18 protein-coding genes are annotated in these 21926 nt (G+C 76.0%); 4 read left to right on the forward strand and 14 right to left on the reverse strand.

Annotated features, from left to right (window positions below; genetic code table 11):
• Positions 1-35: 35 nt before the first annotated feature.
• Positions 36-1286: a serine--tRNA ligase gene (gene serS / locus DMP17_RS21480; protein WP_337830415.1), complete on the reverse strand. Its 1251-nt coding sequence runs from the start codon at positions 1284-1286 to the stop codon at positions 36-38.
• A gap of 81 nt (positions 1287-1367) precedes the next feature.
• Between serS and DMP17_RS21485 the strand changes: the two genes are divergently transcribed.
• Entirely contained in the window at positions 1368-2216 is an 849-nt protein-coding gene (locus tag DMP17_RS21485; protein WP_337830416.1) for an LLM class F420-dependent oxidoreductase, read from the forward strand.
• A 10-nt stretch (positions 2217-2226) separates the two neighbouring features.
• Positions 2227-2901: a phosphatase PAP2 family protein gene (locus DMP17_RS21490; protein WP_337830417.1), complete on the forward strand. Its 675-nt coding sequence runs from the start codon at positions 2227-2229 to the stop codon at positions 2899-2901.
• A gap of 106 nt (positions 2902-3007) precedes the next feature.
• On the opposite strand, the gene DMP17_RS21495 is transcribed toward DMP17_RS21490, so the two are convergent.
• Positions 3008-6499 carry an ATP-dependent helicase gene (locus DMP17_RS21495; protein WP_226355363.1) on the reverse strand — a complete coding sequence of 1164 codons (3492 nt, stop codon included), beginning with the start codon at positions 6497-6499 and terminating at the stop codon, positions 3008-3010.
• Between the two features lie 44 nt (positions 6500-6543).
• On the opposite strand from DMP17_RS21495, the gene DMP17_RS21500 reads away from it, so the two are divergent.
• Entirely contained in the window at positions 6544-6825 is a 282-nt protein-coding gene (locus tag DMP17_RS21500) for an MGMT family protein (RefSeq protein ID WP_226355362.1), read from the forward strand.
• Between the two features lie 6 nt (positions 6826-6831).
• Here the strand turns inward: DMP17_RS21500 and DMP17_RS21505 are convergent, their stop codons facing one another.
• Positions 6832-7461, reverse strand: coding sequence for a TetR/AcrR family transcriptional regulator C-terminal domain-containing protein (locus tag DMP17_RS21505; RefSeq protein WP_226355361.1), 630 nt, complete (start codon positions 7459-7461; stop codon positions 6832-6834).
• Positions 7462-7541: 80 nt separating this feature from the next.
• Between DMP17_RS21505 and DMP17_RS21510 the strand changes: the two genes are divergently transcribed.
• Entirely contained in the window at positions 7542-8495 is a 954-nt protein-coding gene (locus DMP17_RS21510) for a quinone oxidoreductase family protein (RefSeq protein WP_337830418.1), read from the forward strand.
• Between the two features lie 172 nt (positions 8496-8667).
• Here DMP17_RS21510 and DMP17_RS21515 read toward each other — a convergent pair whose 3' ends face one another.
• The 11 genes from DMP17_RS21515 to DMP17_RS21565 all read right to left on the reverse strand — a co-directional run bounded on the left by DMP17_RS21515 (position 8668) and on the right by DMP17_RS21565 (position 21878).
• Positions 8668-9450: a putative protein N(5)-glutamine methyltransferase gene (locus DMP17_RS21515; RefSeq protein WP_337830419.1), complete on the reverse strand. Its 783-nt coding sequence runs from the start codon at positions 9448-9450 to the stop codon at positions 8668-8670.
• 2 nt (positions 9451-9452) lie between these two features.
• Positions 9453-10160, reverse strand: a complete 708-nt coding sequence (locus DMP17_RS21520) for a sirohydrochlorin chelatase (RefSeq protein WP_226355357.1) — start codon at positions 10158-10160, stop codon at positions 9453-9455.
• Positions 10157-11347 carry a uroporphyrinogen-III synthase gene (locus tag DMP17_RS21525; RefSeq protein WP_226367138.1) on the reverse strand — a complete coding sequence of 397 codons (1191 nt, stop codon included), beginning with the start codon at positions 11345-11347 and terminating at the stop codon, positions 10157-10159. Before DMP17_RS21525 ends, DMP17_RS21520 begins: the two co-directional genes overlap by 4 nt.
• Before the next feature lie 106 nt (positions 11348-11453).
• Positions 11454-11846, reverse strand: coding sequence for a nitrite reductase small subunit NirD (gene nirD, locus DMP17_RS21530; protein ID WP_337830420.1), 393 nt, complete (start codon positions 11844-11846; stop codon positions 11454-11456).
• Positions 11843-14386 (reverse strand): nitrite reductase large subunit NirB, encoded by a 2544-nt coding sequence (gene nirB, locus DMP17_RS21535; protein ID WP_337832709.1) that lies wholly within the window; start codon positions 14384-14386, stop codon positions 11843-11845. Before nirB ends, nirD begins: the two co-directional genes overlap by 4 nt.
• An 11-nt stretch (positions 14387-14397) precedes the next feature.
• Positions 14398-15837 (reverse strand): FAD-dependent oxidoreductase, encoded by a 1440-nt coding sequence (locus DMP17_RS21540; protein ID WP_226355354.1) that lies wholly within the window; start codon positions 15835-15837, stop codon positions 14398-14400.
• Positions 15838-16015: 178 nt separating this feature from the next.
• Positions 16016-16393, reverse strand: a complete 378-nt coding sequence (locus DMP17_RS21545) for a hypothetical protein (protein ID WP_226355353.1) — start codon at positions 16391-16393, stop codon at positions 16016-16018.
• Between the two features lie 184 nt (positions 16394-16577).
• Positions 16578-18731, reverse strand: a complete 2154-nt coding sequence (locus DMP17_RS21550; protein WP_337830421.1) for a molybdopterin oxidoreductase family protein — start codon at positions 18729-18731, stop codon at positions 16578-16580.
• 3 nt (positions 18732-18734) lie between these two features.
• On the reverse strand, positions 18735-20108 hold the full coding sequence (locus DMP17_RS21555) for a nitrate/nitrite transporter (RefSeq protein WP_226355351.1): 1374 nt from the start codon (positions 20106-20108) through the stop codon (positions 18735-18737).
• Positions 20109-20239: 131 nt separating this feature from the next.
• The gene (locus DMP17_RS21560; RefSeq protein ID WP_226355350.1) at positions 20240-21049 is read right to left on the reverse strand and encodes an NAD-dependent epimerase/dehydratase family protein; all 810 of its coding nucleotides are present in this window, start codon (positions 21047-21049) and stop codon (positions 20240-20242) included.
• 1 nt (position 21050) lies between these two features.
• Positions 21051-21878 (reverse strand): TIGR02569 family protein, encoded by an 828-nt coding sequence (locus DMP17_RS21565; RefSeq protein WP_226355349.1) that lies wholly within the window; start codon positions 21876-21878, stop codon positions 21051-21053.
• Positions 21879-21926: the final 48 nt, after the last annotated feature.

The following is a 21926-nucleotide window of genomic DNA, read 5'->3' on the forward strand; positions in this document are numbered from 1 at the left end:
GAGGTCGCGCGCGTCACCCCGCCTGCGAACCGGGATCAGGCCGGCGGGGTCCCGACGGTCGCGGGGGCGCCGTAGGACCGCAGCACCTCCGGCACCGTGACCGTCCCGTTCGCGTCCTGGAAGTTCTCCATGATCGCGAGCATGGCGCGGGCGGTGGCGCCGGTCCCGTTGAGCGTGTGCACGTTCTCGGTCGGCGCTCCGGCCTCGCGGCGGAACCGGACGTTCAGGCGTCGTGCCTGGTAGTCGGTGGTGTTGGAGCACGAGGTGATCTCGCGGTAGCGCTCCTGGACGGGGAACCAGGCCTCGATGTCGTACTTCTTCGCGGCCGGGTTGCCGAGATCGCCGACGGAGATGTTCTGCACCCGGTAGGGCAGCCCCAGCTCCTGCACGATCGACTCCTCGTGGGCGAGCAGCTCCTCGTGCACCTCCTGGGAGTTCTCCGGCAGGCAGTAGACGAACATCTCGACCTTGTCGAACTGGTGCACCCGGAACATGCCCTTGGTGTCCTTGCCGGCCGCGCCCGCCTCGCGGCGGAAGTTCGTCGAGAACGCGACGTAGCGCGCGGGCAGCGTGTCGAGCTCGACGATCTCGTCCATGTGGATCCCGGCGAGCGCGACCTCGGAGGTGCCGGTGAGGTAGAGGCCGTCCTTCTCCAGCTCGTAGAGGTTCGACGCCTCGGTCGGCAGGAAGCCGGTGCCGTACATCGCCCGCTCGTTCGCCAGGACCGGGCCGAGCACCGGGACGAAGCCCTCGCCGGCCAGCTTGTCCATGACGTAGCGGAACAGGGCCATCTCGAGCCGCGCGACATCGCCGAAGCGGTAGGCGAACCGCGACCCGGACAGCCGCGCGCCGCGGGCCATGTCGACCCGGCCCGTCGACGACGCCAGGTCCAGGTGGTCGCGCGGGGTGAAGTCGAAGACCGGCGGCTCGCCCCAGGTGCGGACGGTGACCGCGTCCTCCTCGGCCATGCCGTCGGCGGCCGTCGGGTCGGGCAGGTTCGGGATGCGGGCGAGGAGCTCGGAGCGCTCGACGTCGGCGGCGGCGAGGGCGTCCTCGGCGGCGCGCAGCTCCTCCTTCTCCTGCTTGAACTGCTCGACCTGCTCGGGGGTGGGTTTGCCCTTGGGCCGCTGCTTGGCCGCGGCGCGCAGGCTGCCGACGCGGTCGGTGGCCTCCCGCCAGCGGGCGTCGACCTCCAGCAGGGCGTCGAAGTCCGCGGACGCACCGCGACGGGACAGCGCCGTGCGGAAGGTGTCCGGGTCCTGTCGGGCCGCCTTGAGGTCGATCACTGCTGTTCCAGCCTCTCGCGTAGTGGAGGGGCCCATCGTAGGACCGGGAATGATCGGGCCCGCGCGGTGGTACTCACCACCATGAGTGTTTCCCTCGGCCGGTACGGCGTCTGGCGGCACGAGACCGGGTTGTCCCCCGATCTCGCCGCGGAGATCGAGAAGCTCGGGTTCGGTGCGGTGTGGGTCGGCGGCTCCCCGCCCGGGGACCTCGCACTGACCGAGTCGCTGCTCGACGCGACGACGTCGCTGGCCGTGGCCACCGGCATCGTGAACATCTGGGCCACCCCCGCCGACGAGGTCGCGGAGTCCTTCCACCGCATCGAGGCGCGGCACTCGGGCCGGTTCCTGCTGGGGATCGGCGTCGGGCACCCGGAGGCCACCAGCGACTACACCCGCCCGTACGCGGCGCTCGTCGCCTACGTGAACCGGCTCGACGAGCTCGGCGTCCCCGCCGAGGGGCGTGCCCTCGCGGCGCTGGGCCCGAAGATGCTCGACCTGGCCCGTGAGCGGTCCGCCGGGACGCACCCGTACCTGACCACACCCGAGCACACCCGTTCGACCCGCGAGCGCTACGGCACCGGACCGCTGATCGCGCCGGAGCACAAGGTCGTGCTCGACGACGACCCCGCCGCCGCCCGCGCCCTGGGCCGCCCGGCCGTCGAGAAGCCCTACCTGGGCCTGGTCAACTACCGGAACAACCTGAAGCGGCTCGGCTGGGCCGAGTCCGATCTCGACGACGGCGGCAGCGACGCCCTGATCGACGCGCTCGTCGCGCACGGCACCCCCGAGCAGGTCGCGGCCCGGCTCGACGAGCACCTCGACGCCGGCGCCGACCACGTCTGCGCCCAGATCATCACGCGCGGGATGGCCGAGCCGGAGGGCGACCTGCGGCGGCTGGCGAGCGCGCTGGGGCTCGGCAGCGCGGGCTAGCCTGGGCCGGGTGCGCCCCACCCCCGACGCCCCGTCCCTGCTGGGACCGTTGCGACGGCCGGCGCCACTGATCGTGGCGGCGGCCGTCGCCGTCTTCGCGGTCCTGGCCTGGGCCTACCGCGGCGATGCGACCGCCGGGCGGATCGACCGGGGCGCCGACACCGCGGTGGACGCGCTGGGGCACCGCTCGGGCTCCCTGCTCGCCGATGCGGTGACCTTCGGGTCCCCGCCGACGGTCGTGCTGTGCGCGCTGCTGGTCGCCGGGCTGGCCCTGTACCTGCGACGACGGCGCCTGGCCGTGCTGGCCGTCGTCGGCCCCGGCCTGACCGGCGTCGCGACGACGGTGCTCAAGCCGCTGATCGGCCGGACCATCGGCACCGCCACCGCGGACGGCTACGCCTTCCCCTCCGGCCACACCGGCGGCGCGGTGTCGATCGGGCTCCTCGTCGCACTGCTGCTGGTGGGGCTGCTGCCGGTGGCCCGCACCGGGCCCGCCGTCGCCACCCTGGCCGCGACGGCGCTGCTGGCCGGCGGCACCGTTGGCGCCGGCATGGTGCGGATCGGGGCGCACTACGCCACCGACACCGTCGGCGGGTTCTGCGCCGCCGTCGCGCTCGGGCTGGGCGCGGCGCTGGTCATCGACCGGGTCGCCGACCGCCGGGTCCGGCCCGTCCGCACGACCTGACCGGGGTCCGGCCCCACAGGTGTGGAGCCCGGGCCGGCTGCACGACCCGACCGCGGGCCCGGCAAGGCCGGGTGCGTGGCCCGTGCCGGTACGCGGCCGGACCCGCTCACCCGTCCACCACCGTCCGGCCGGTCTCGACCGCGGGGCAGCTGGTGCGGACCGGGCACCGGTCGCAGTCCGGCCCGGCGCGTGCGACGAACACCGCCCCCGCCGAGTCCTCGGCGCAGGTCATCAGCACGTCGCGCCAGTGCCCCATCTCCTCCGGGCGCAGCGCCGCCTGCTGCGGCTCCTTCGCCTCCCCGTTGGCCTTGCGGTCGGCCAGGAACAGCAGCCGCGCCCCGCCCGGCTCCACCCCACCCCCGACGAGCTGGTCGAACGCGCCGAGCGAGGCCGCGAGCTGGTAGACGGCCAGCTGGTGGTGCTCGGCGGTGGCCCGGGCCGAGGTGGCCGTCTTCCCGGTCTTGACGTCGACGACGACCGGGCGCCCCTGGTCGTCGCGTTCGAGCCGGTCGACCCGGCCGCGGAGCCGGACCCGCCGGGCCGCCCGCGCGGCCCCGCCGCCGCGCCCCCCGGCGCCGTCGCCGTCGGTGTCGACCGGCAGGAGCGCGGCCCCCGCCGGGTCGTCGTCGCCCGCACCGATGCCGCCGGGAGGCAGGCCCGGGTCGTCGCCCTCGCTGTCGTCCTCGCCGTCCAGGTCCAGCTGCACCGGCTGCTCGACGGCCACCAGCTCCAGCCCCTCGGTACGGCTGCGGCGGACCCAGTCGTCGAAGGCGGCGAGCATCTCGCGCACCCGGACCAGCTCGCGGCGCCCGAACCACGGCGCCCCGGAGTCCAGCCGCCGCCACGCCGAGCGCAGCGCCTCCTCCAGCTCCACCGGGTCGGCCCCGGCGGCGCGGGCCTGGACCAGCGCGTGCACCAGGGACCCGGTGACCGCCGCCAGCGCGCCGGTCTCGTCGCCGCCGTGCCGGGACAGCACCCAGCGCAGCGGGCAGCCGGCGATCGTCTCGACGTCGGAGGGCGAGATCGGGACGAGCTCGCCCTCGGCGCGCAGCGGGGCGCCGTCGGACAGGTCCGCGACGCCGTACCAGTCGTCGGGGTGGGCACCGGGGACGCCGTCCGCGGCGAGCCGGGCCAGCTGGGTCGCCGCCCGGTGACGACGTGCGGCGCGTGCCGGGTCGCCGTGGTCGGGCTCGGTGACGGCGCGCCGCAGCTCCCCGACCAGCTCGGCCATCACCAGGGAGCGCTCGGGCCGGTGCATCGGGCGGGCCTCGGCGGCGTCGGCGGGGCGGGGGTCGAGCTCGTCGAGGAACCGGGAGGGCTGCTCGTCCTCCCCCTGCACGGCGCTGACCAGCAGCGTCGTCCGGGCTCGGGTGCAGGCGACGTAGAACAGCCGCCGCTCCTCGGCGAGCAGTGGCGCCGTGCGGGAGACCGCGTCGTCGGGGGCGGCGACCCCGCCGACGAGGTCGACGAGCCGTTCGTGGCCGAGCAGGCTGCCGCGCAGCCGTACGTCGGGCCACAGCCCCTCCTGCACCCCGGGCACCGCGACGACCGTCCACTCCCGGCCGCGGGCGCCGTGTGCGGTGAGCAGCTCGACCGCGCCGCCCCGGGGCGCCTGCGGGGCCAGGGTCTCCCCCGGCAGCTGCTGGTCGAGCAGGTACTCCAGGAACCCGCCGACGTCGGCGCCGGGCAGCCGGTCGGTGTAGCGGGCGGCCGCGTCGAACAGGGCCAGGACCGCGTCGAGGTCCCGGTCGGCGGCCGCGCCGCCGGGGCCGCCGCGGGCGCTGGCCTCGCTCCAGCGCTTCGCCAGGCCGGTGCGCCGCCACACCTTCCACAACGTCTCCTCGACCTGCTCACCCGCGCCGATCGAGCGGGCGGCGGTGTCGAGGAGGCGGCCCACGTCGCGCATCGGGGCGGCCTCGGCGGGCGAGAGCATCGGCAGCGGGTCGGGCCGGCCCGCGACGGCGTCGCGCAGCATCCCGACCAGCAACGGGTCGCTGCTCGCCGCGGCCGGGTCGACCTCGCCCGCCTCGACGCGCTCGTCGTCGGCGAAGGTCCGCACGTCGTGCCCCGCGGCGGCGTGCATCCGCAGCAGGCCGCGACGCAGCCGACGCATCCGCATCGGGTCGCCACCGCCCAGCGGTGAGGTGAGCAGGGAGGTCGCGAGGTCGGCGTCGACCGCGGACGGCCGCCACGCCGCGCGCAGCACCAGCAGCAGCGGCACGACGGCGGGCTGGCGCGGCAGCGGCACCTCGTCCGGTGGTGCGGCCAGCGGGACCCCGGCGGCGGCCAGCGCCCGGCGCAGCGCGGGCAGGGTGCGCCGCGCGGACCGGGACAGCACCGCCATGTCCGACCACGGCACCCCGTCGACGAGGTGTGCGCGCCGCAGCCGGTCGGCGATCCAGCCGGCCTCCGCGGACGGCGACCCGAACACCCGGACCTGCAGCGCCTCGCCCACCCCGGCCCCCTCCGGGACCTCGGGGGCCGGGTCGTCCTGCTCCGGGCCGCGCCGGGTCCGGGTCACCCCGGAGCCGGGCAGCTTCTCCGCCACCCGCAGGCCCGCCGCCCGCACCCCGGGCCGCTGGCGGTGGTCGACGGTGAGGACCTCGGTGGGCGCGTCGAGCACGGTCAGGCCCTGCGGGTCCGCGCCACGGAAGGTCAGGACCGCCTGGTCGGGGTCGCCCGCGAGCAGCGTGGACCCGGCGTGCTCGGCCAGCGCCGCGACCAGCTCCATCTGCTGCGGGTCGAGGTCCTGCGCGTCGTCCACCAGGAGGTGCCGGACCCGGCGCCGCTCCTGCTCCCGCAGGTCCGGGTCCGCGGCCAGGGTGTCCAGCGCGGCGGCGACGAGCTCGGCCGAGTCCAGCGCCGGGGCCGTCGCCTGTGGCGCACCCCGCCCCGCTGCCCCGCGGAGCAGCGTGACCTCCTCGTAGGTGCGGAAGAACCGGGCCGCCGCGACCCACTCCTCGCGCCCGTGCTCGCGCCCCAGCTCGGCCAGCTCGCGTGGCCCCAGCCCGCGCTCGGCCGCCCGCAGCAGCAGCTCCCGCAGCTCCGCGGCGAACCCGGGCAGCCCGAGGGCCGGGTCGAGCCGTTCCGGCCAGCCCGAGCCGGGGACGGTGCCGCCCCAGCCGTCGATCTCCCCGGCGAGCAGCTCGCGGACCACCACGTCCTGCTCGGCCGAGGCCAGCAGCCGCGGCGGCGGGTCCTCGTAGCGCGCCGCGTGCAGCCGCAGCACCCCGAACGCGTAGGAGTGCACCGTCCGCACCAGCAGCTCGCGGGTGGTGCGGACACCGAAGTCCCCGGCGAGCTCACCCCCGCCCGCGGTCAGCAGCGACGTGAGCCGGCCGCGCAGCTCCTCCGCGGCCCGGCGGCTGCCCACCAGCAGCAGCGCCGACCCCGGCGGCTCCCCGGCCCGGATCCGGCGGACCACCGCGTCGAGCAGCAGGCTCGTCTTGCCCGTGCCCGGCCCGCCCAGCACCCGCAGCGCACCGCGCTCGTGCGCGAGCACCCGCGCGGCGGCACCGGACCACTCCCGCACGGGAGCGGGCCGGGGGTCCGCACGCACCAGGCGCGGCGACGCCTGCTCGGTGGCTGTTCGGCTCATGGGGCGATGAGACCACGGGGCACCGACAACGTCAGACTGCAGGCGTGGACGAGGAGACCCTGGAGCGGGTGCGTGAGGTCGTCCGGTCGATCCCGCCCGGGCAGACCCTCAGCTACGGCGAGGTGGCCGAGCTGGCCGGGATCCGCTCGGCGCGCCTGGTCGGCCGGATCCTCGCCGAGGACGGCCACGACCTGCCGTGGCACCGGGTGCTGCGCGCGGACGGGCGCTCGGCCCCGCACATCGCCGCCGAGCAGGCGGCCCGGCTGCGGGCCGAGGGGATCCTGATGGTCGACGGCCGGCTGCCCCGCGAGCACCGCAGGCGCTGAGCCGGTTCAGGCCCGCCGGCGCGCCCCGATCCCGGCGACGATCGCCTCCACCCCCCAGGTGAAGGTCTCGACCGGCAGCGCGGCGACCTCGTCGCTCAGCGCGTGGGTCAGCGGCTGGGCGTCGGGGTCGAGCCGGGCCCGGCGCCGTTCGGCGGTGTAGGCCGCACCCCGGACCGGGTCGTGTCGCTGCTGCTCCTCGATGACGTGCCCGACGACGAACGCGTTCACCGTCGTCAGCGCCCGTTGCGCGTCGAGCGGGGTGAACCCCTGTGCGACGAGAGCGGCCAGCGGCACCTCCAGCGAGCGCAGGGCCGCGTCGTCGAGCAGGTAGGTGCCGGCCACGAGCAGGGCGCCGTCCCGGTGGCCGAGGAGCGTGTCCCGGCTCGTGGTCGCCGCCGACCGCAGCAGGTCCACCCAGCCCAGTCCGGCGGCCTCGCCCACCCGTTCCAGCATCCGCCGCACGATGCGCGTCGCCATCTCGTCGCGCAGGGCCGCCATGTCCGGCAGGTGGTAGTAGAGCGCCCCGGCACGCACGCCGAGCCGGGTCGCGAGCGCGCGGGCGGTGATCGCGTCGAGGCCTCCCTCGGCGAGCAGGTCGAACGCGGCGTCGACGATCGCGTCGCGGTCCAGAGCCACGCCGCCCCCTTGACGTTGAACAGTGTTCAGAGGAGTGTAGGCGACATCGGATTTGAACACTGTTCAACGGAGGTGTCCTCATGAAGGCAGCCGTCGTCTCGACCTTCGGCGCGCCGCCTGCCTGCGCCGACTTCCCCGATCCCGTGGCCGGTGACGGCACCGTCGAGGTCCGGATGCTCGCCGCCGGGGTGCACCAGCTCGTGCGGTCCGTCGCCGCGGGCACCCACTACTCCGCCGGGGACACGCTGCCGTTCGTCGCGGGGGTGGACGGGATCGCCGAGCTCGACGGCCGCCGGATCTACACCGGCGGCTGCCCCACCCCCTACGGGACGATCGCCGAGCGCACCGTGGTCCCGGCGGGGTGGGCGGTGCCGGTGCCGGACGCGCTGCCGACCGAGCTGGCCGCGGCGGTGGTGAACCCGGCGATGTCGTCGTGGATGCCGCTGGTCGACCGGGGCGTCCCGCCGGGTGGCACGGTCCTCGTCCTCGGCGCGACGGGCGCCTCCGGCGGGCTCGCCGTGCGGATCGCGCTGCACCACGGCGCGGGCCGGGTGATCGCCGCGGGGCGCAACCCCGCCGCGCTGGAGCAGGTCGCCGACGACGACCGGGTCGTCCCCGTCCGACTCTCCGACGACCCCGCCGCGACGACCGCCGCCCTCGCGGCCGTGCTCGACGGCGGTCCCGACGTCGTCCTCGACTACCTGTGGGGACCGGTCGCCGGGGCGACCTTCGAGGCGCTGCGGTCGGGCAGCCTCCGGCACGGCGGCCGACCGGTGCACTACGTGCAGATCGGGGCGCTCGCGGGCCGGACCGTCGCCCTCGACGCGGCGATCCTGCGTGCCCGCCGGATCGACGTGTCCGGCAGCGGCGGGGGCAGCATCGACCCCGCGCTGCTGTTTGCGGAGCTGCCGCGCCTGCTCGACGCCGTCGCGGCCGAGGGGCTCCGGATCCCACTGCGGGTGGCGGAGCTGGGCGACGTGGAGCGGGCCTGGACCGCGGACGCTCCCGGACGCCTGGTGGTGACCACAGGCTGAGCGCTCTGCTCACCATGACGCAGCAGTCGCCCGCCGCCCGATCGAGGCGCACGTTCTCGCCCTCGCCGGGGCGGAAACGTGCGTCTCGATGCGCCGGGCGGTGATCGACGGGGCGGCTGGGCGGGCTGCTGCGTATCGGTGAGCAGAGCAAAGCGGGAGACGAAGCCCCCGGTCAGACCGTGACGCGGCCCTGCACCCAGGTCGCGTCGCGGTCCTGGTCGTGCCCGATGCGCGCGACGAGGCCGTGCCCGCCGAACACCTGCGCCAGCACCGGAGCCTGGGCCGTGCCCGTCTCGATCAGCAGCGCCCCGCCCGGCGCGAGCCACTCCCCCGCCCCCGCGGCCACCCGGCGGGCCGGGTCGAGGCCGTCGCGGCCGCCGTCGAGCGCGGTGCGGGGCTCGTGGTCGCGGGCCTCCGGGGGCATCGAGCCGATCGCGCCGCTGGGCACGTAGGGGGTGTTCGCGACGAGCACGTCGACGCGTCCCCGCAGCCCGGTGGGCAGCGCGGCGAACAGGTCCCCGGTGTGCACCGTCCCCACCCCGGCCAGGTTCTGCGCGGCACAGGCGGTGGCGACCGGGTCGGCGTCGGCGGCGTGGAGCTCGACGGCGGCCCGTCGCGCGACGGCGAGCCCGAGCGCCCCGCAGCCGCAGCAGAGGTCGACCACGAGCGGGCGCCCGGGATGCGCGGAACCCGGCAGCGCGGCGACGGCCGCCTGCACCAGCGCCTCGCTGCGACGGCGCGGCACGAACACCCCCGGGGTGACCCGCACGGTCAGCCCGTCGAAGTCCACCCGGCCGAGGACGTGCTCGAGCGGCTCCCCGGCGACGCGGCGCCGGACCAGCGTCTCCAGCTCCGGCCCGTCGGCCGCGGCCGCGAGCAGCGCGGCCTCGTCCTCGGCGAACACGCAGCCCGCCGCCCGCAGCCGGGCGACCAGGTCCGGGTCGGGCCGCGGCACGGTCAGGCGGCGAGCACTGCGGCGGCCCCGGCGGCGTAGCGCTTGAGGACGGCGGTCACCACGTCGTCGTGCACGCCCAGCGGGTCGGCGACGACGTCGGCCCCCGACCCGAGCAGCCGCGTCTGGAAGACGCCGGGGGCCAGCAGCCAGGACGCGACCGCGACCCGCTGCTCCCCGGCGTCGTGCAGCCGGGCGACCAGCTCGGTCACCGACGGGCTGCCGGTGGCGGCGAACCCGACCGGGACCGGACGGCCGACCCGGCGGGCGAGCATCCCGGCGCTCGCGTGCACCTGGGCGACCGCGGACGGGTCCGACGAGCCGGCGGCGGCGAGGACGACGGCGTCGCCGTCGCGGTAGCCGGCCGTGCGCAGCCGGTCCAGGGCCGCGGCGGCGAGCAGCGGGTCGGGACCCATGGAGCGGGTGACCGGGAACCGGGCCGGGTCGGCGCCGACCTCGGCGAGCTGGGCGGGCAGGTCGGTGCGCACGTGGTAGCCGGCGGCGAGGAACGCGGGGACGACGACGGCGCCGTCGTGGCCGCGGTCCTGCAGCCCGATCACGGCGTCGACGACCTTGGGGCCGCGGACGTCGACGTAGCAGACCTCGACCTGCGGGCCGCGTGCGGCGACGGCCGCGGCCAGCGACCGGATCACCGCGTCGGCGGCGTCGGAGCGCGACCCGTGCGCGACGAGGAGCAGCGGGAGCCCGGTCACCGGGTCACCTCCGGGTCCTCGGCGCAGTGCGCGCCGTGCTCGGGTTCGAGTGCGAGCCGGTAGCCGCGGCGCACCACGGTCTGCACCAGGCCGGGGACGCCGAGTGCCGCGCGGAGCCGGCCGATCGCGTTCTCGACGGCGTGCTCGTCGCCCGCCCCACCGGGCTGCGCGGCGAGCAGCTCGGCGCGGGACACGACCCGGCCGGGGCGCTTGGCGAGCAGCCGCAGCAGCGCCATGGGCGTCGGCGGGAGCGGGCACAGCGTGCCGTCGACGAGCACCGCGTGTCCGCGCAGCTCCAGCTGGTGGCCGCCGACCGGGAGCCTGCGGGCCCGGGCCGGGGCGACGGACTCGCAGGTCCGCACCATCGCGCCGAGCCGGGAGCGCTGCGGCTGCACGGTCGGCACGTCGAGCGCCTCCAGCGGTGCCGCGGTGACCGGGCCGACGCACAGCGCCAGCACGGGGCCGCGCAGCGCGGTGAGCAGGTCCTCGCGCAGACCGCGTTCCCCGGCGCGGGCGAGGATCCCGGCCGCGGCGGGGGCGCTGGTGAACGCCAGGACGTCGATCCCGCCGGCCAGGGTGGTGTCGATCAGCCGGTCCAGCGGGCCGAGGTCCAGCGGCGGCGCCCACCGGTAGACCGGCACCGTGACGACCTCGGCGCCCGCCATCTCCAGGGCGTCGACGACGTCGGGCAGCGGCTCGCCGTGCAGCTGCACCGCGATCCGGGTGCCCTCGACGCCGCGGTCGAGCAGGTGCTCCAGCACCTCGGCGGTGGACTCCGACTCCGGGGACCAGGCGTCGACCAGGCCCGACGCGCGGATCGCGCCACGCGCCTTGGGGCCGCGGGCGAGCATCTCCGAGCGGCCGAGCGCGGCGAGCAGGTCCTCGCCCAGCCCCCAGCCGTCGGCGGCCTCGATCCAGCCGCGGTAGCCGATCCCGGTGGTCGCGACGGTGATGTCCGGTGGTGCGGCGACGAGCTCGCGGGTGCGGTTCTCGAGGTCGGCGTCGTCGGCGAGGGCCACGATGCGCAATGCGGGCCCGTGCTGGATGCTGGCGCCGCGGCGCTCCAGCATCGTGGCGAGCTCCTCGGCGCGCCGGGCGGCGGTGATGCCGACGGTGAACCCGGCCAGCGGTGGCACCGCGGCCGCGTCGGGCGCGGCGGCGGTGTCTCGTGCGGCGGATCGGGTCACCGGTTCTCCGTTCCTCCGATACCCCGGCCGGCCGGCGCGGAGGACGCGCGGAGGTCGCCGGGAGCGTCGCGGGTGGTGGTGGGCACGACGGTGCGGGAAGGCCCGTTCACCGTAGCCCGACCTGCAGCGCGTCGCCCATGGACCGCACCGCGAACGCGGGCAGGCTCACAGCCTCGCCGTCGGCGCCGTCGAGGCAGCGGCCGTCACGCAGGGCGAAGACCTGCTTGTACAGCGGCGAGGCGACGGTCGGTTCGCCGCCGCGGTCGCCGACGATGCCGCGCGAGACGACCGCGGCCCCGGTGAACGGGTCGATGTTGCCCAGGGCGTACACCGAGCCGTCGGCGAGACGGAACAACGCGACCTGGGTGTCGCCGACGAGTGCGGCGGCCCCCCGGCCGGGCAGCAGCCGGTCCAGCGGGCAGACCGTGAGCCAGCCGGTGGGCTCGGTCCCGGCCGGGGCGGGGACGGCGGCCGTGGTGGTCGTGGTCGTGGTGGTCATCGCGAGGACACCTCCGGAAGGCCGATCAGGACGGGCTCGTCGGGACGGCCGGGGGCCGGGACGTTCTGTCCCCGCTCCTCGACGAACCGGACGGTGGGGTCGGGGGTGTCGGGCGCGTTGACGAAGGAGACGAACCGCTCCAGCTTCTGCGGGTCGGCCAGGACGCCGGCCCACTCGTCGGCGTAGGAGTCGACGTGGCGGGCCATCGCGGCGTCGAGCTCGCCGCAGATGCCGAGGGAGTCGTCGACGATCACGTCGCGCAGGTGGTCCAGCCCGCCCTCCATCGCCTCGATCCACGGCGCGGTGCGCTGCAGCCGCTCGGCGGTGCGGACGTAGAACATCAGGAACCGGTCGATCGTCCGGACCAGCGTCGCGGTGTCCACGTCGGACACGAGCAGCTCGGCGTGGCGCGGGGTGAAGCCGCCGTTGCCGCCGACGTAGAGGTTCCAGCCGTGCTCGGTGGCGATCACGCCGAAGTCCTTGGAGCGGGCCTCGGCGCACTCGCGTGCGCAGCCGGAGACGCCGGACTTGAGCTTGTGCGGGCTGCGCAGCCCGCGGTAGCGCAGCTCCAGCTCGACGGCGAGGCCGACCGAGTCCTGCACGCCGTAGCGGCACCAGGTCGTGCCGACGCAGGACTTCACGGTGCGCAGCGACTTGCCGTAGGCGTGCCCGGACTCGAACCCGGCGTCGACCAGGCGTCGCCAGATCGCCGGCAGGTCCTCGACGCGGGCGCCGAACATGTCGATCCGCTGCCCGCCGGTGATCTTGGTGTAGAGCCCGTAGTCGCGGGCGACCTCGCCGATGACGATCAGGCCCTCGGGGGTCACCTCGCCACCGGCGATCCGCGGCACCACCGAGTAGGTGCCGTTGCGCTGCATGTTCGCGAGGAAGTGGTCGTTGGTGTCCTGCAGGGTCGCGCGCTCGCCGTCGAGGACGTGCTCGTTGTAGAGCGTCGCGAGGATCGACCCGACGACCGGCTTGCAGATGTCGCAGCCCGACCCGCGGCCGTGCCGGGAGATCAGCGCGGAGAACGAGGTGATGCCCGCCCCGGCGACGATCTCGAAGAGCTCGGCGCGGGAGTGGTCGAAGTGCTCGCACAGGGCCTTCGAGACCTCGACGCCCTGCTGGGCCAGGATCCGGGCGAGCGCCGGGACGCACGAGCCGCAGGTCGTCCCGGCGCGGGTGCAGGCCTTCAGCTCCGGCACGGTGTGCGCGCCGTCGGCGACGGCCGCGCACAACGCACCCTTGGTGACGGCGTTGCACGAGCAGATCTGCGCGGAGTCCGGCAGCGCGGACGCGTCCGGTTCGGCCCCGCCCTTCGAGATCAGGGTGACCGGGTCGGCGGGCAGCCGGGCCCCGACCAGCGGGCGGAGCGAGCCGTAGCGCGAGGCGTCGCCGACCAGGACCCCGCCGAGCAGCGTCGACGCGTCGTCGGAGACGACCAGCTTGGAGTAGGTGCCCTCCACCGGGTCGTTGACGACGATCTCCAGCGCGCCCTCGGTGGTCGCGTGGGCATCGCCGAAGCTGGCCACGTCGACGCCCAGCAGCTTGAGCCGGGTGGACATGTCCAGCTCCTCGGGCGTCATCCGGGCCTGCCCGCCGAGCAGCCGGTCCGCGACGACCTCGGCCATCGCGTAGCCCGGCGCGACCAGGCCGTAGGTGCGGCCCTCCAGGGCGGCGCACTCGCCGATCGCCCAGACGGCGTCGTCGGAGGTGCGGCAGCGGTCGTCGACCCACACCCCGCCGCGCTCGCCGACGGGCAGGCCGCAGTCGCGGGCGAGCCGGTCGGAGGCACGGATGCCGGCGGAGAACACGACGAGGTCGGCGTCGAGCTCGACGCCGTCGGACAGCGTCCCGACCAGCCGGCCGCGGTCGGTGGACACGCCGGACAGCGACACCCCCGTGCGGACGGCGATGCCCTGGCCGGTGACGAGACGTTCGAGCAGTGCGCCGCCGCCCTCGTCGACCTGGACCGGCATGAGCCGCGGTGCGATCTCGACGACCTGCGGGGACAGCCCGAGCAGCCGCATCGCCCGGGCTGCCTCCAGGCCGAGCAGCCCGCCGCCGACGACGATCGCCGACGGCCGTCCCTTGCGCGCCGGGTCGTCCGCGGCGGCCGCGGCGGCGGCCTTGATCGCGTCCAGGTCGTCGAGGGTGCGGTAGACGAAGCAGCCGGGCAGGTCCTTGCCGGGGACCGGCGGGACGAACGGGTACGAGCCGGTGGCGAGCACCAGCGCGTCGTAGGTCAGGGTGCGGCCGGACGCGGTGGTGACGCGGCGGGCGTCGCGGTCGATCGACGCCACGGCGTCGCCGAGGTGGTAGGTGACGAGCGGGTCGCCGCGCAGGTCGTCGTCGTCGAGGCGCAGCTCCTCCTCCGACGTGCCGTCCACATAGGAGGACAGGGCGACCCGGTCGTAGGCGCGGCGGGACTCCTCGCCGAGGACGGTGATCTCCCAGTCCCCCGCCGTGTCCCGGTCCCGCACGGCGGCGACCAGGCGGTGGCCCACCATGCCGTTCCCGACGACGACCAGACGGCTCATGCTCTGCTCCTTCATGCCGCGCTCTCCTGCGGCGGGTCGATGTCGGCCAGCCAGTCCCGGATCCCGCAGACGACGTCGCGGCAGCTCCCGCAGCCGGTGGCGGCCCGGGTGCGCCGCGACAGCGCGTCGACGTCGTGGGCACCCGCGCGCCACGCGGTGACCAGCGCGTTCTTGGTGACGCTGTTGCAGCGGCAGACCACGGCAGCGCCCGGCATCCGGCCCGGGTCGGTGGCGGGCGACGTCTCGCCGGGCAGGGCCCGGCCGAGCAGCAGCGCGAGCCGGTCCTCGGGAGCGGGGGCGCCGGAGTCGTAGAGCCCGGTGATCATGGCGGCGGCGTCGGGCAGTCCCATGAGGACGGCCCCGACGACGCGGTCGTCGCGCAGCGCGAGCACGCCGTAGCGGCCGCGCCGGGGGTCGGAGACACTCAGCTCCTCGTCGCCCGCAGTGGGGTCGCCGAGGGCGGCGAGGTCGATGCCGCGGGCCTTGAGCCGGGTGACCGGGCGGGTGCCGCGGTAGCGCGCGGCCGGGTCGGTGCCGGTCAGCAGGTCGGCGAGGACGGCGGCCTGCTCCCAGCCGGACTGCACGAGCCCGCCCGGGGCGCCGGAGTGCTGCGCGCAGTCGCCGAGGGCGTGCACCCGGCCGTCGTCGGTGGCGAGGCGGTCGTCGACGAGGATCCCCCGGTCGACCGCGAGCCCGGCGTCGGCGGCCAGCCCGGTGTTCGCACGCACCCCGGCGGCGACGACGACGTGGTCCGCGGCGATCCGGGAGCCGTCGTCGCAGTCCAGGCCGGTCTCGGGGTCCCAGGCCTTGGCGCCGACACCGCAGCGGACGTCGACCCCGAGCCCGCGCAGCGCGGTCGCGAGCACGTCGCCGGCGCCCGCGTCGAGCTGGCGCTCCATCAGGTGGGTGCGCGGGTGCACGAGGGTGACGGCGACGCCGCGTCCGGCGAGCCCGCGGGCGGCCTCGACCCCGAGCAGCCCGCCCCCGACGACGGCGATCCGCGCGCCCGGCACGGCCGCGTCGAGGATGCGCTCGCAGTCGTCGAGGTCGCGGAACAGGCTCACGCCGCGGGCCGGGACCTCCGGGGCGCCGGGGTCGGCGAGACCGTCGACCGGCGGGAGCCAGGCGCGGCAGCCGGTGGCGAGGACCAGCTCGTCGTAGGGGTGGACGGTGCCGTCGTCGGCGTGGACGACGCGCGCGGTCCGGTCGAGCGCCGTCGCCGCGACGCCGGTGTGCAGGACGATGCCGTCGACGACGGGCAGCGCGACCATGGCGGGCCGCAGCCCGCCGGCGAGCACGGTGGACAGCAGCACCCGGTTGTACGCGGGGCGGGGCTCCGCGCCGAGGACGGTGAGCGTCACCCGCTCGCCGTCCGGGTCGCGCCGGCGGGCCTCCTCCACGAAACGGGCACCGACCATGCCGTGCCCGATCACCACCACGCGCCTGCTCATGACACCGACGGTAGGAACGGGGGGTTACGGGCAGAACGCCGGCCATTGCACGGGCGTTACGAGGTCCTCATTCTCGGCGGGCGCCGTCCGTGAGCCGGGACCTCGCAGCGGTTCCGCCCACCTCGCAGCCTCTGCAGGGCATGCGAGGTGCGCCTTCGCGGTGCGCGGGGTGCTGCGCTCAGCGGTCGAGGACGGCGGCGACCCGGGCCGACCACCGCTCGTGCGCGGACTGGCGGGTGATCCCGGCGGCGCGGCCGACCGTCTCCCAGCTGACCCCGATGCGGCGGAGCCCGACCAGCTGCGGCAGCGGGTCGAGCCCGGCGGCCAGGGCGATCCGGAACGCGGCCAGCTGCCAGGCGGTCTCACGACGGGCCGGGCCGTCGGTGCCCTGCTCGGCCTCCCACTCCGGCGTGCCGGGCAGCGGCGGGACACCGGCGACGGCGTCGGCGCGGCGGTCCAGCTCGGCGACCGCCGCCGCGGTGACGGCCCGGGCCGCCTCGGTGACGTCGACGACGAGGGCGTGGTCGACGAGGGTGCGGTGCTCGGATGCGGACATGTCTGTCAGGGTATCCCTGACAACGCACGACAGCTACGCGATTTCCGGTGCACGCCCGGGCGGCTCCCCCCGGCAGCGGGCGCGGCGCCCACCGCCCGCGTCATGATCCGCCGAGCGCGCGGTGATCCGCAGAGCGCGCGGTGATCCGCGGCTCGCGCGTGTCCGGACGCGCGCGGGCAGCGGATCAGCGCGCGGACCGGCCCGCGCCGGTGGGACTCAGCTCGGCGGCGGTGCCGGTCCCGGCTCCGGGGCCGGCGGATGTGCCCCGTTCCGTCGAGGCGGGTTCCAGCCGCACCGCGGCCACCTTGAACTCCGGCATCCGGCTCACCGGGTCCAGGGCCGGGTTGGTGACGTTGTTCGCCGCCCCCGCCCCGCCGAAGTGGAAGGGCAGGAACACCGTGTCCGGCCGCAGCGAGGCGACGCAGCGGACGCGCGCCGTCGTCGTCCCGCGCCGGGACACGACGTCGGCCAGGTCGCCGTCGGCGAGACCGTGCCGGGCGGCGGTGTCCGGGTGCACCTCGACGAACACCTCGGGCGCGACCTCCGCCAGCTCGGCGACCCGCCGGGTCTGCGCGCCGGACTGGTAGTGCACCAGCACCCGCCCGGTCGTCACGGTCAGAGGGAAGTCGCCGCCCGTGCCCTCGTCCGGCTCGACGTGGTCGACCGGCAGCATCCGGGCGCGTCCGTCGGGGTGGCCGAAGCGCTCGGTGAACAGCCGCGGGGTCCCGGGGTGGTCGTCGGCGGGGACCGGCCAGTGCAGCGCCTCGCCCGCGTCGAGCCGGGCGTAGGACACGCCGGCGTAGTCGGCGATGCCGCCGGCCGAGGCGCGGCGCAGCTCGTCGAACACGGTCCGCGGGTCGCCGGGGAACTCCCCCGGCGCGTCGAGGGCGGCGGCCAGCCCGGCGATCACCTCGAGGTCGGTGCGCACCCCGGGCGGCGGGGCGAGCGCGCGGCGGCGGCGCAGCACCCGTCCCTCCAGGTTGGTCATGGTCCCCTCCTCCTCGGCCCACTGGGCGACGGGGAGCAGGACGTCGGCGCGCAGCGCGGTCTCGCCGGGCAGCACGTCGGCGACGACGAGCAGGTCCAGCGCGTCCAGCCGCTCGGCGACGGCGCGGGCGTCGGGCGCGGAGACGAGCACGTTCGAGCCGAACACCAGCAGCGCCTTCGGTCCGCCGGGGCGGCCGAGGGCGTCGAGGAGCTCGACGGCGCTGCGGCCGGGCCCGGGGATCGAGGGCTCCGGCACCCCCCACACCCGTGCGACGTGTGCGCGGGCGGCCGGGTCGCTGATGTGCCGGTAGCCGGGGAGCTGGTCGGACTTCTGTCCGTGCTCGCGCCCGCCCTGGCCGTTGCCCTGCCCGGTGATCGTCCCGAACCCGGAGCCGGGGCGGCCGGGCAGGCCGAGCGCCAGCGACAGGTTGATCCACGCGGCGACGGTGTCGACGCCGTGCGCGTGCTGCTCGGCGCCGCGCGCGGTGAGGACGTAGCGCCGCGCGGACTCCGCGAGCCACCGCACGACGGTGCGCATGTCGGTGGCGGCGACCCCGCAGACCCGCTCCGCGCGCTCGGGCCACCACTGCGAGGCGATCGCCCAGACGTCGTCGAAACCGGTCGTCCGGTCGTCCACGTAGGACAGGTCGAGGTGCCCGTCGACGACGGCGGCGTGCAGCATCCCCAGCGCCAGGACCAGGTCGGTGCCCGGGCGCGGCGCCAGGTGCAGCCCGCCGGAGGCGAGCGCGCGCTCCGCGGTCGGGGTGCGCCGCGGGTCGACGACGACCAGGCGCGCCCCGCTCAGGTGCGACATCAGGGGCGGCATGGTCTCGGCGACGTTCGCGCCGGCGAGCACGACCAGCTCGGCGTCGTCGAGGTCGGTGACGGGGAACGGCAGCCCGCGGTCGACCCCGAAGGCCCGGTTGCCCGCGGCGGCGGCCGAGGACATGCAGAACCGTCCGTTGTAGTCGATCTGGCTGGTGCCCAGCGCGACCCGGGCGAACTTGCCGAGCAGGTAGGCCTTCTCGTTGGTCAGCCCGCCCGCGCCGAACACCGCGACCGAGTCCGGGCCGTGCTCGGCGCGCAGCGCGGCGAGCCGAGCGGCGACGCCGGTGAGCGCGTCGTCCCAGCCGGTCTCGACGAAACCGGCCGTCCGCGAGGTCCTGACCAGCGGCGACGTCAGCCGTTGCGGATGGGTGAGCAGAGCGCCCGAGGTCCAGCCCTTCTGGCACATGCCCCCGGCGTTGGTCGGGAAGTCACGGGCGTCGACCTCGCCGGACGGGCCGACCCACTGCCCGCACTGCAGGGCGCAGTACGGGCAGTGGGTGGCGGTCCGGTCGTCCGGACCCACGGCTCAGACCCGGGCCATCGCGGCGGCCTCGGTGCTCCCGACCAGTGCCGGGCGCGGCCGCAGGTACACGGCCCAGGTGACACCGATGCAGAGGACGTAGAAGGCCAGGAAGCTCCAGAACGCGGGCGTGCCGGACTGCACCGTCATGAACGACTGGCGGAAGGCGAGGTTGATGAACAGCCCGCCCAGCGCGCCGACCGCACCGGCGATGCCGATGACGGCACCGGACAGCCGTCGCGCGGTGTCGAACGAGGTCCCGCGGTCCGCGCCCCCGGCGATCGCGACGCGCGCCCGCCCGGTGAAGATCGCCGGGATCATCTTGTAGGTCGACCCGTTGCCGACGCCGGACAGCGTGAACAGGGCGATGAAACCGATCGTGAACAGCGTCAGCGACCCGATCCCCGAGGCGAAGATGATCACCAGCGTGGCGACCGCCATGCCGACGAAGTTCCACAGGGTGACCACCGCGCCGCCGAACCGGTCGGCGAGCTTGCCGCCGTAGGGGCGGATCAGCGACCCGATGAGCGGGCCGATGAAGGTGACCGCGGCGGCCTGCAGCGGGGTCCGCTCGAACTGGTTCTGCAGGACCAGGCCGAAGGCGAACGAGTAGCCGATGAACGACCCGAACGTCCCGATGTAGAGGAACGACATGATCCAGGTCTGGCGGTCGCGGCAGGCCTCGGTGAAGGCGCCGGTGTCGTTGGACATCGCGGCGATGTTGTCCATCCGCTTCCAGGCCAGGAACGCCGAGATCACGATGAACGGCAGGTAGACCGCCAGCAGCACCCGCGGGGAGCCCGCGCCGAGGGTGGCGATGACGAGCAGGCCGAGCAGCTGCGCGACCGGCACGCCGAGGTTGCCGCCGCCGGCGTTGAGCCCCAGCGCCCAGCCCTTCTCCTTCTCCGGGAAGAACGCGTTGATGTTCGCCATCGACGACGCGAAGTTGCCGCCGCCGACGCCGGCGACCGCGGCGACGACCAGCAGCGTCGTGTACGACACCCCCGGCTCCAGCACGACCATCGCCAGGATCGTGGGCACGATCAGCAGCGACGCCGCGAAGATCGTCCAGTTGCGGCCGCCGAAACGGGCGACGGCGAAGGTGTAGGGCAGCCGCAGGATCGACCCGACCAGCGTGGGTACCGCGACCAGGAAGAACTTCTGCGCCGCGGTGAACCCGTACTCGGGCCCCATGAACAGCACCAGGACCGACCAGATGGTCCAGATCGAGAAGCCGATGTGCTCGGAGAAGATCGACTGCCACAGGTTGCGACGGGCGATCGCCGAGCCGGTGCGCTGCCAGAACCCCTCGTCCTCGGGGTCCCAGTGGTCGATCCAGCGGCCGCCGATGCGGCGCCCCGGGGCAGAGGTGGTGGTCACGGATCGGTCTCCTGATCGCCGGCGGTCACGTCGTCGACGACGCTAGGGAGCCCCAGTTTCCGACGGGTGGCCCCGTGTGACACCCCCGCAACGCTTATCTCACACGGGTGTCGCGACGGCTGTGAGCCGCCTCAGCGCATCGGGACGCCGAGCGGGGCGTCGCAGAACGCGCCGCCCACCCGGTGGTGCACCGGGTCGGCCGGGTCCGGCTCGGTGCCGCCGAGGAGCTCCCCGGCGAAGACCTCGGCGTCGTCGCGCGGGTGGTAGCCGATCGCGGCGCCCTCCTCCAGCGACCACCAGCGACGGGTGTTGGCCGACACGCCCCACACGACGTGGTGGCCGCGGGTGCCCGGGTCGACGGCCGCCTCGACCAGGCGGGCGGCGTCGTCCGGGGACAGCCAGGTCGCGAGCATCCGGGGGTTCGACGGCCGGGGGAAGCAGCTGCCGATCCGCGCGGAGACCACGGTCAGGCCGAACCGCTCGTGGTAGAGCCGGCCCAGTCCCTCCATCGCGTGCTTGGACCAGCCGTAGAAGGTGTCCGGGGCGTGGCCCACGTCCGCGGGCAGCGGGACGCCGTCGTCGCGGGTCCGGAAGCCGACGGCGTGGTTGCTGGACGCGAGCACGACGGTCCGCACCCCGGCGGCGACCGCCGCGTCGAGCACGGTGCGGGTCCCCTCGACGTTGACGGCGAGGATGTCGTCCCAGCCCGCCTCACCGCTGATCCCGGCGAGGTGGACGACGGCGTCGGCACCGGTCGTCGCGGCGGCGACCGCGTCCGGGTCGGTCACCGAGCCGGTGCGGACCTGCTCGCCGGGACCGGCCTGCAGCTCCGCGGTGTCGAGCAGGCGCAGGGTCCGGCCGTCGCGGGCCAGCCGACCCCGCAGCAGCGTCCCCATGTTCCCCGCGGCGCCGGTGAGCAGCAGCGTGCTGGGAGCGGCCACGTCAGAGCCGGCGGCTGACCAGGCTCGCGACCCGCTCGATCCCGGCGAGCGACTCGGTCGTCGCGTCCGGGTGCTGGGCGTGCAGGGCCAGCCGGTAGAGGACCGCGCGCAGCAGCGACTGCGGCCACTCGGGCAGCTCCGACCAGCGCTCGATCAGCTCCTCGTCGGCACCGCCCCAGGCGACCGCGTCGACGACGACGACCGCCGCCGCCCACTCCGCGGGCCGCCAGAACGGCACGAGGTCGAGCACGGCGGGCCGCCCCGTCGGGTCGAACAGCATGGCGCCGAACAGCTCGCCGTGCACGACCTGCGGGGTGAGCCGGATCGTGCGGCGGTGCGCGGCGAGCTCGGCGAACAACCGGCCGCCGGTCTCGGGGTGCAGGTCCAGGCGGCGCTCGCCGAACGCGGCGGCCGCGGACCGGGACAGCAGGTCGTCGCGGTCGTCGAGCAGGCGCGGGCGCAGCACGGTCGCGGTCGCGGCGTGCAGCCGCAGCGACGCGGCGACGACCTCGTCGTGCCGCGGCTCCGGGACGCCGGGCACGTGCCGGGACGCGGCCCAGCCGCCCACGACCCACCGGCCGTCCGAGCTGCGGACGGGGCGGGCGAGGCGGACGCCGTCGACCTCGAGGTTCTCCAGGACCGTCGCCGACCAGGCGGCGACGACGTGGTCGGACACCGGCCGCAGCAGCACGTCGCCGCACTGCCAGGCCCGCTGGCCCGCCCACACGACGGGACGGGGGGACGTCTCACGCACGCCGAAGGCGGTGCGGACGTGCTCGGGCAGGACGCTCGCGGCCGGCGCGGTGGCGAGCGTGCGGGCAGCGGTCACAGCGGGGACGGTACCCGCGCCACCGGCCCACGATCGTCGCGCCACGCC

The organism is Pseudonocardia sp. TMWB2A, assembly GCF_017312135.1.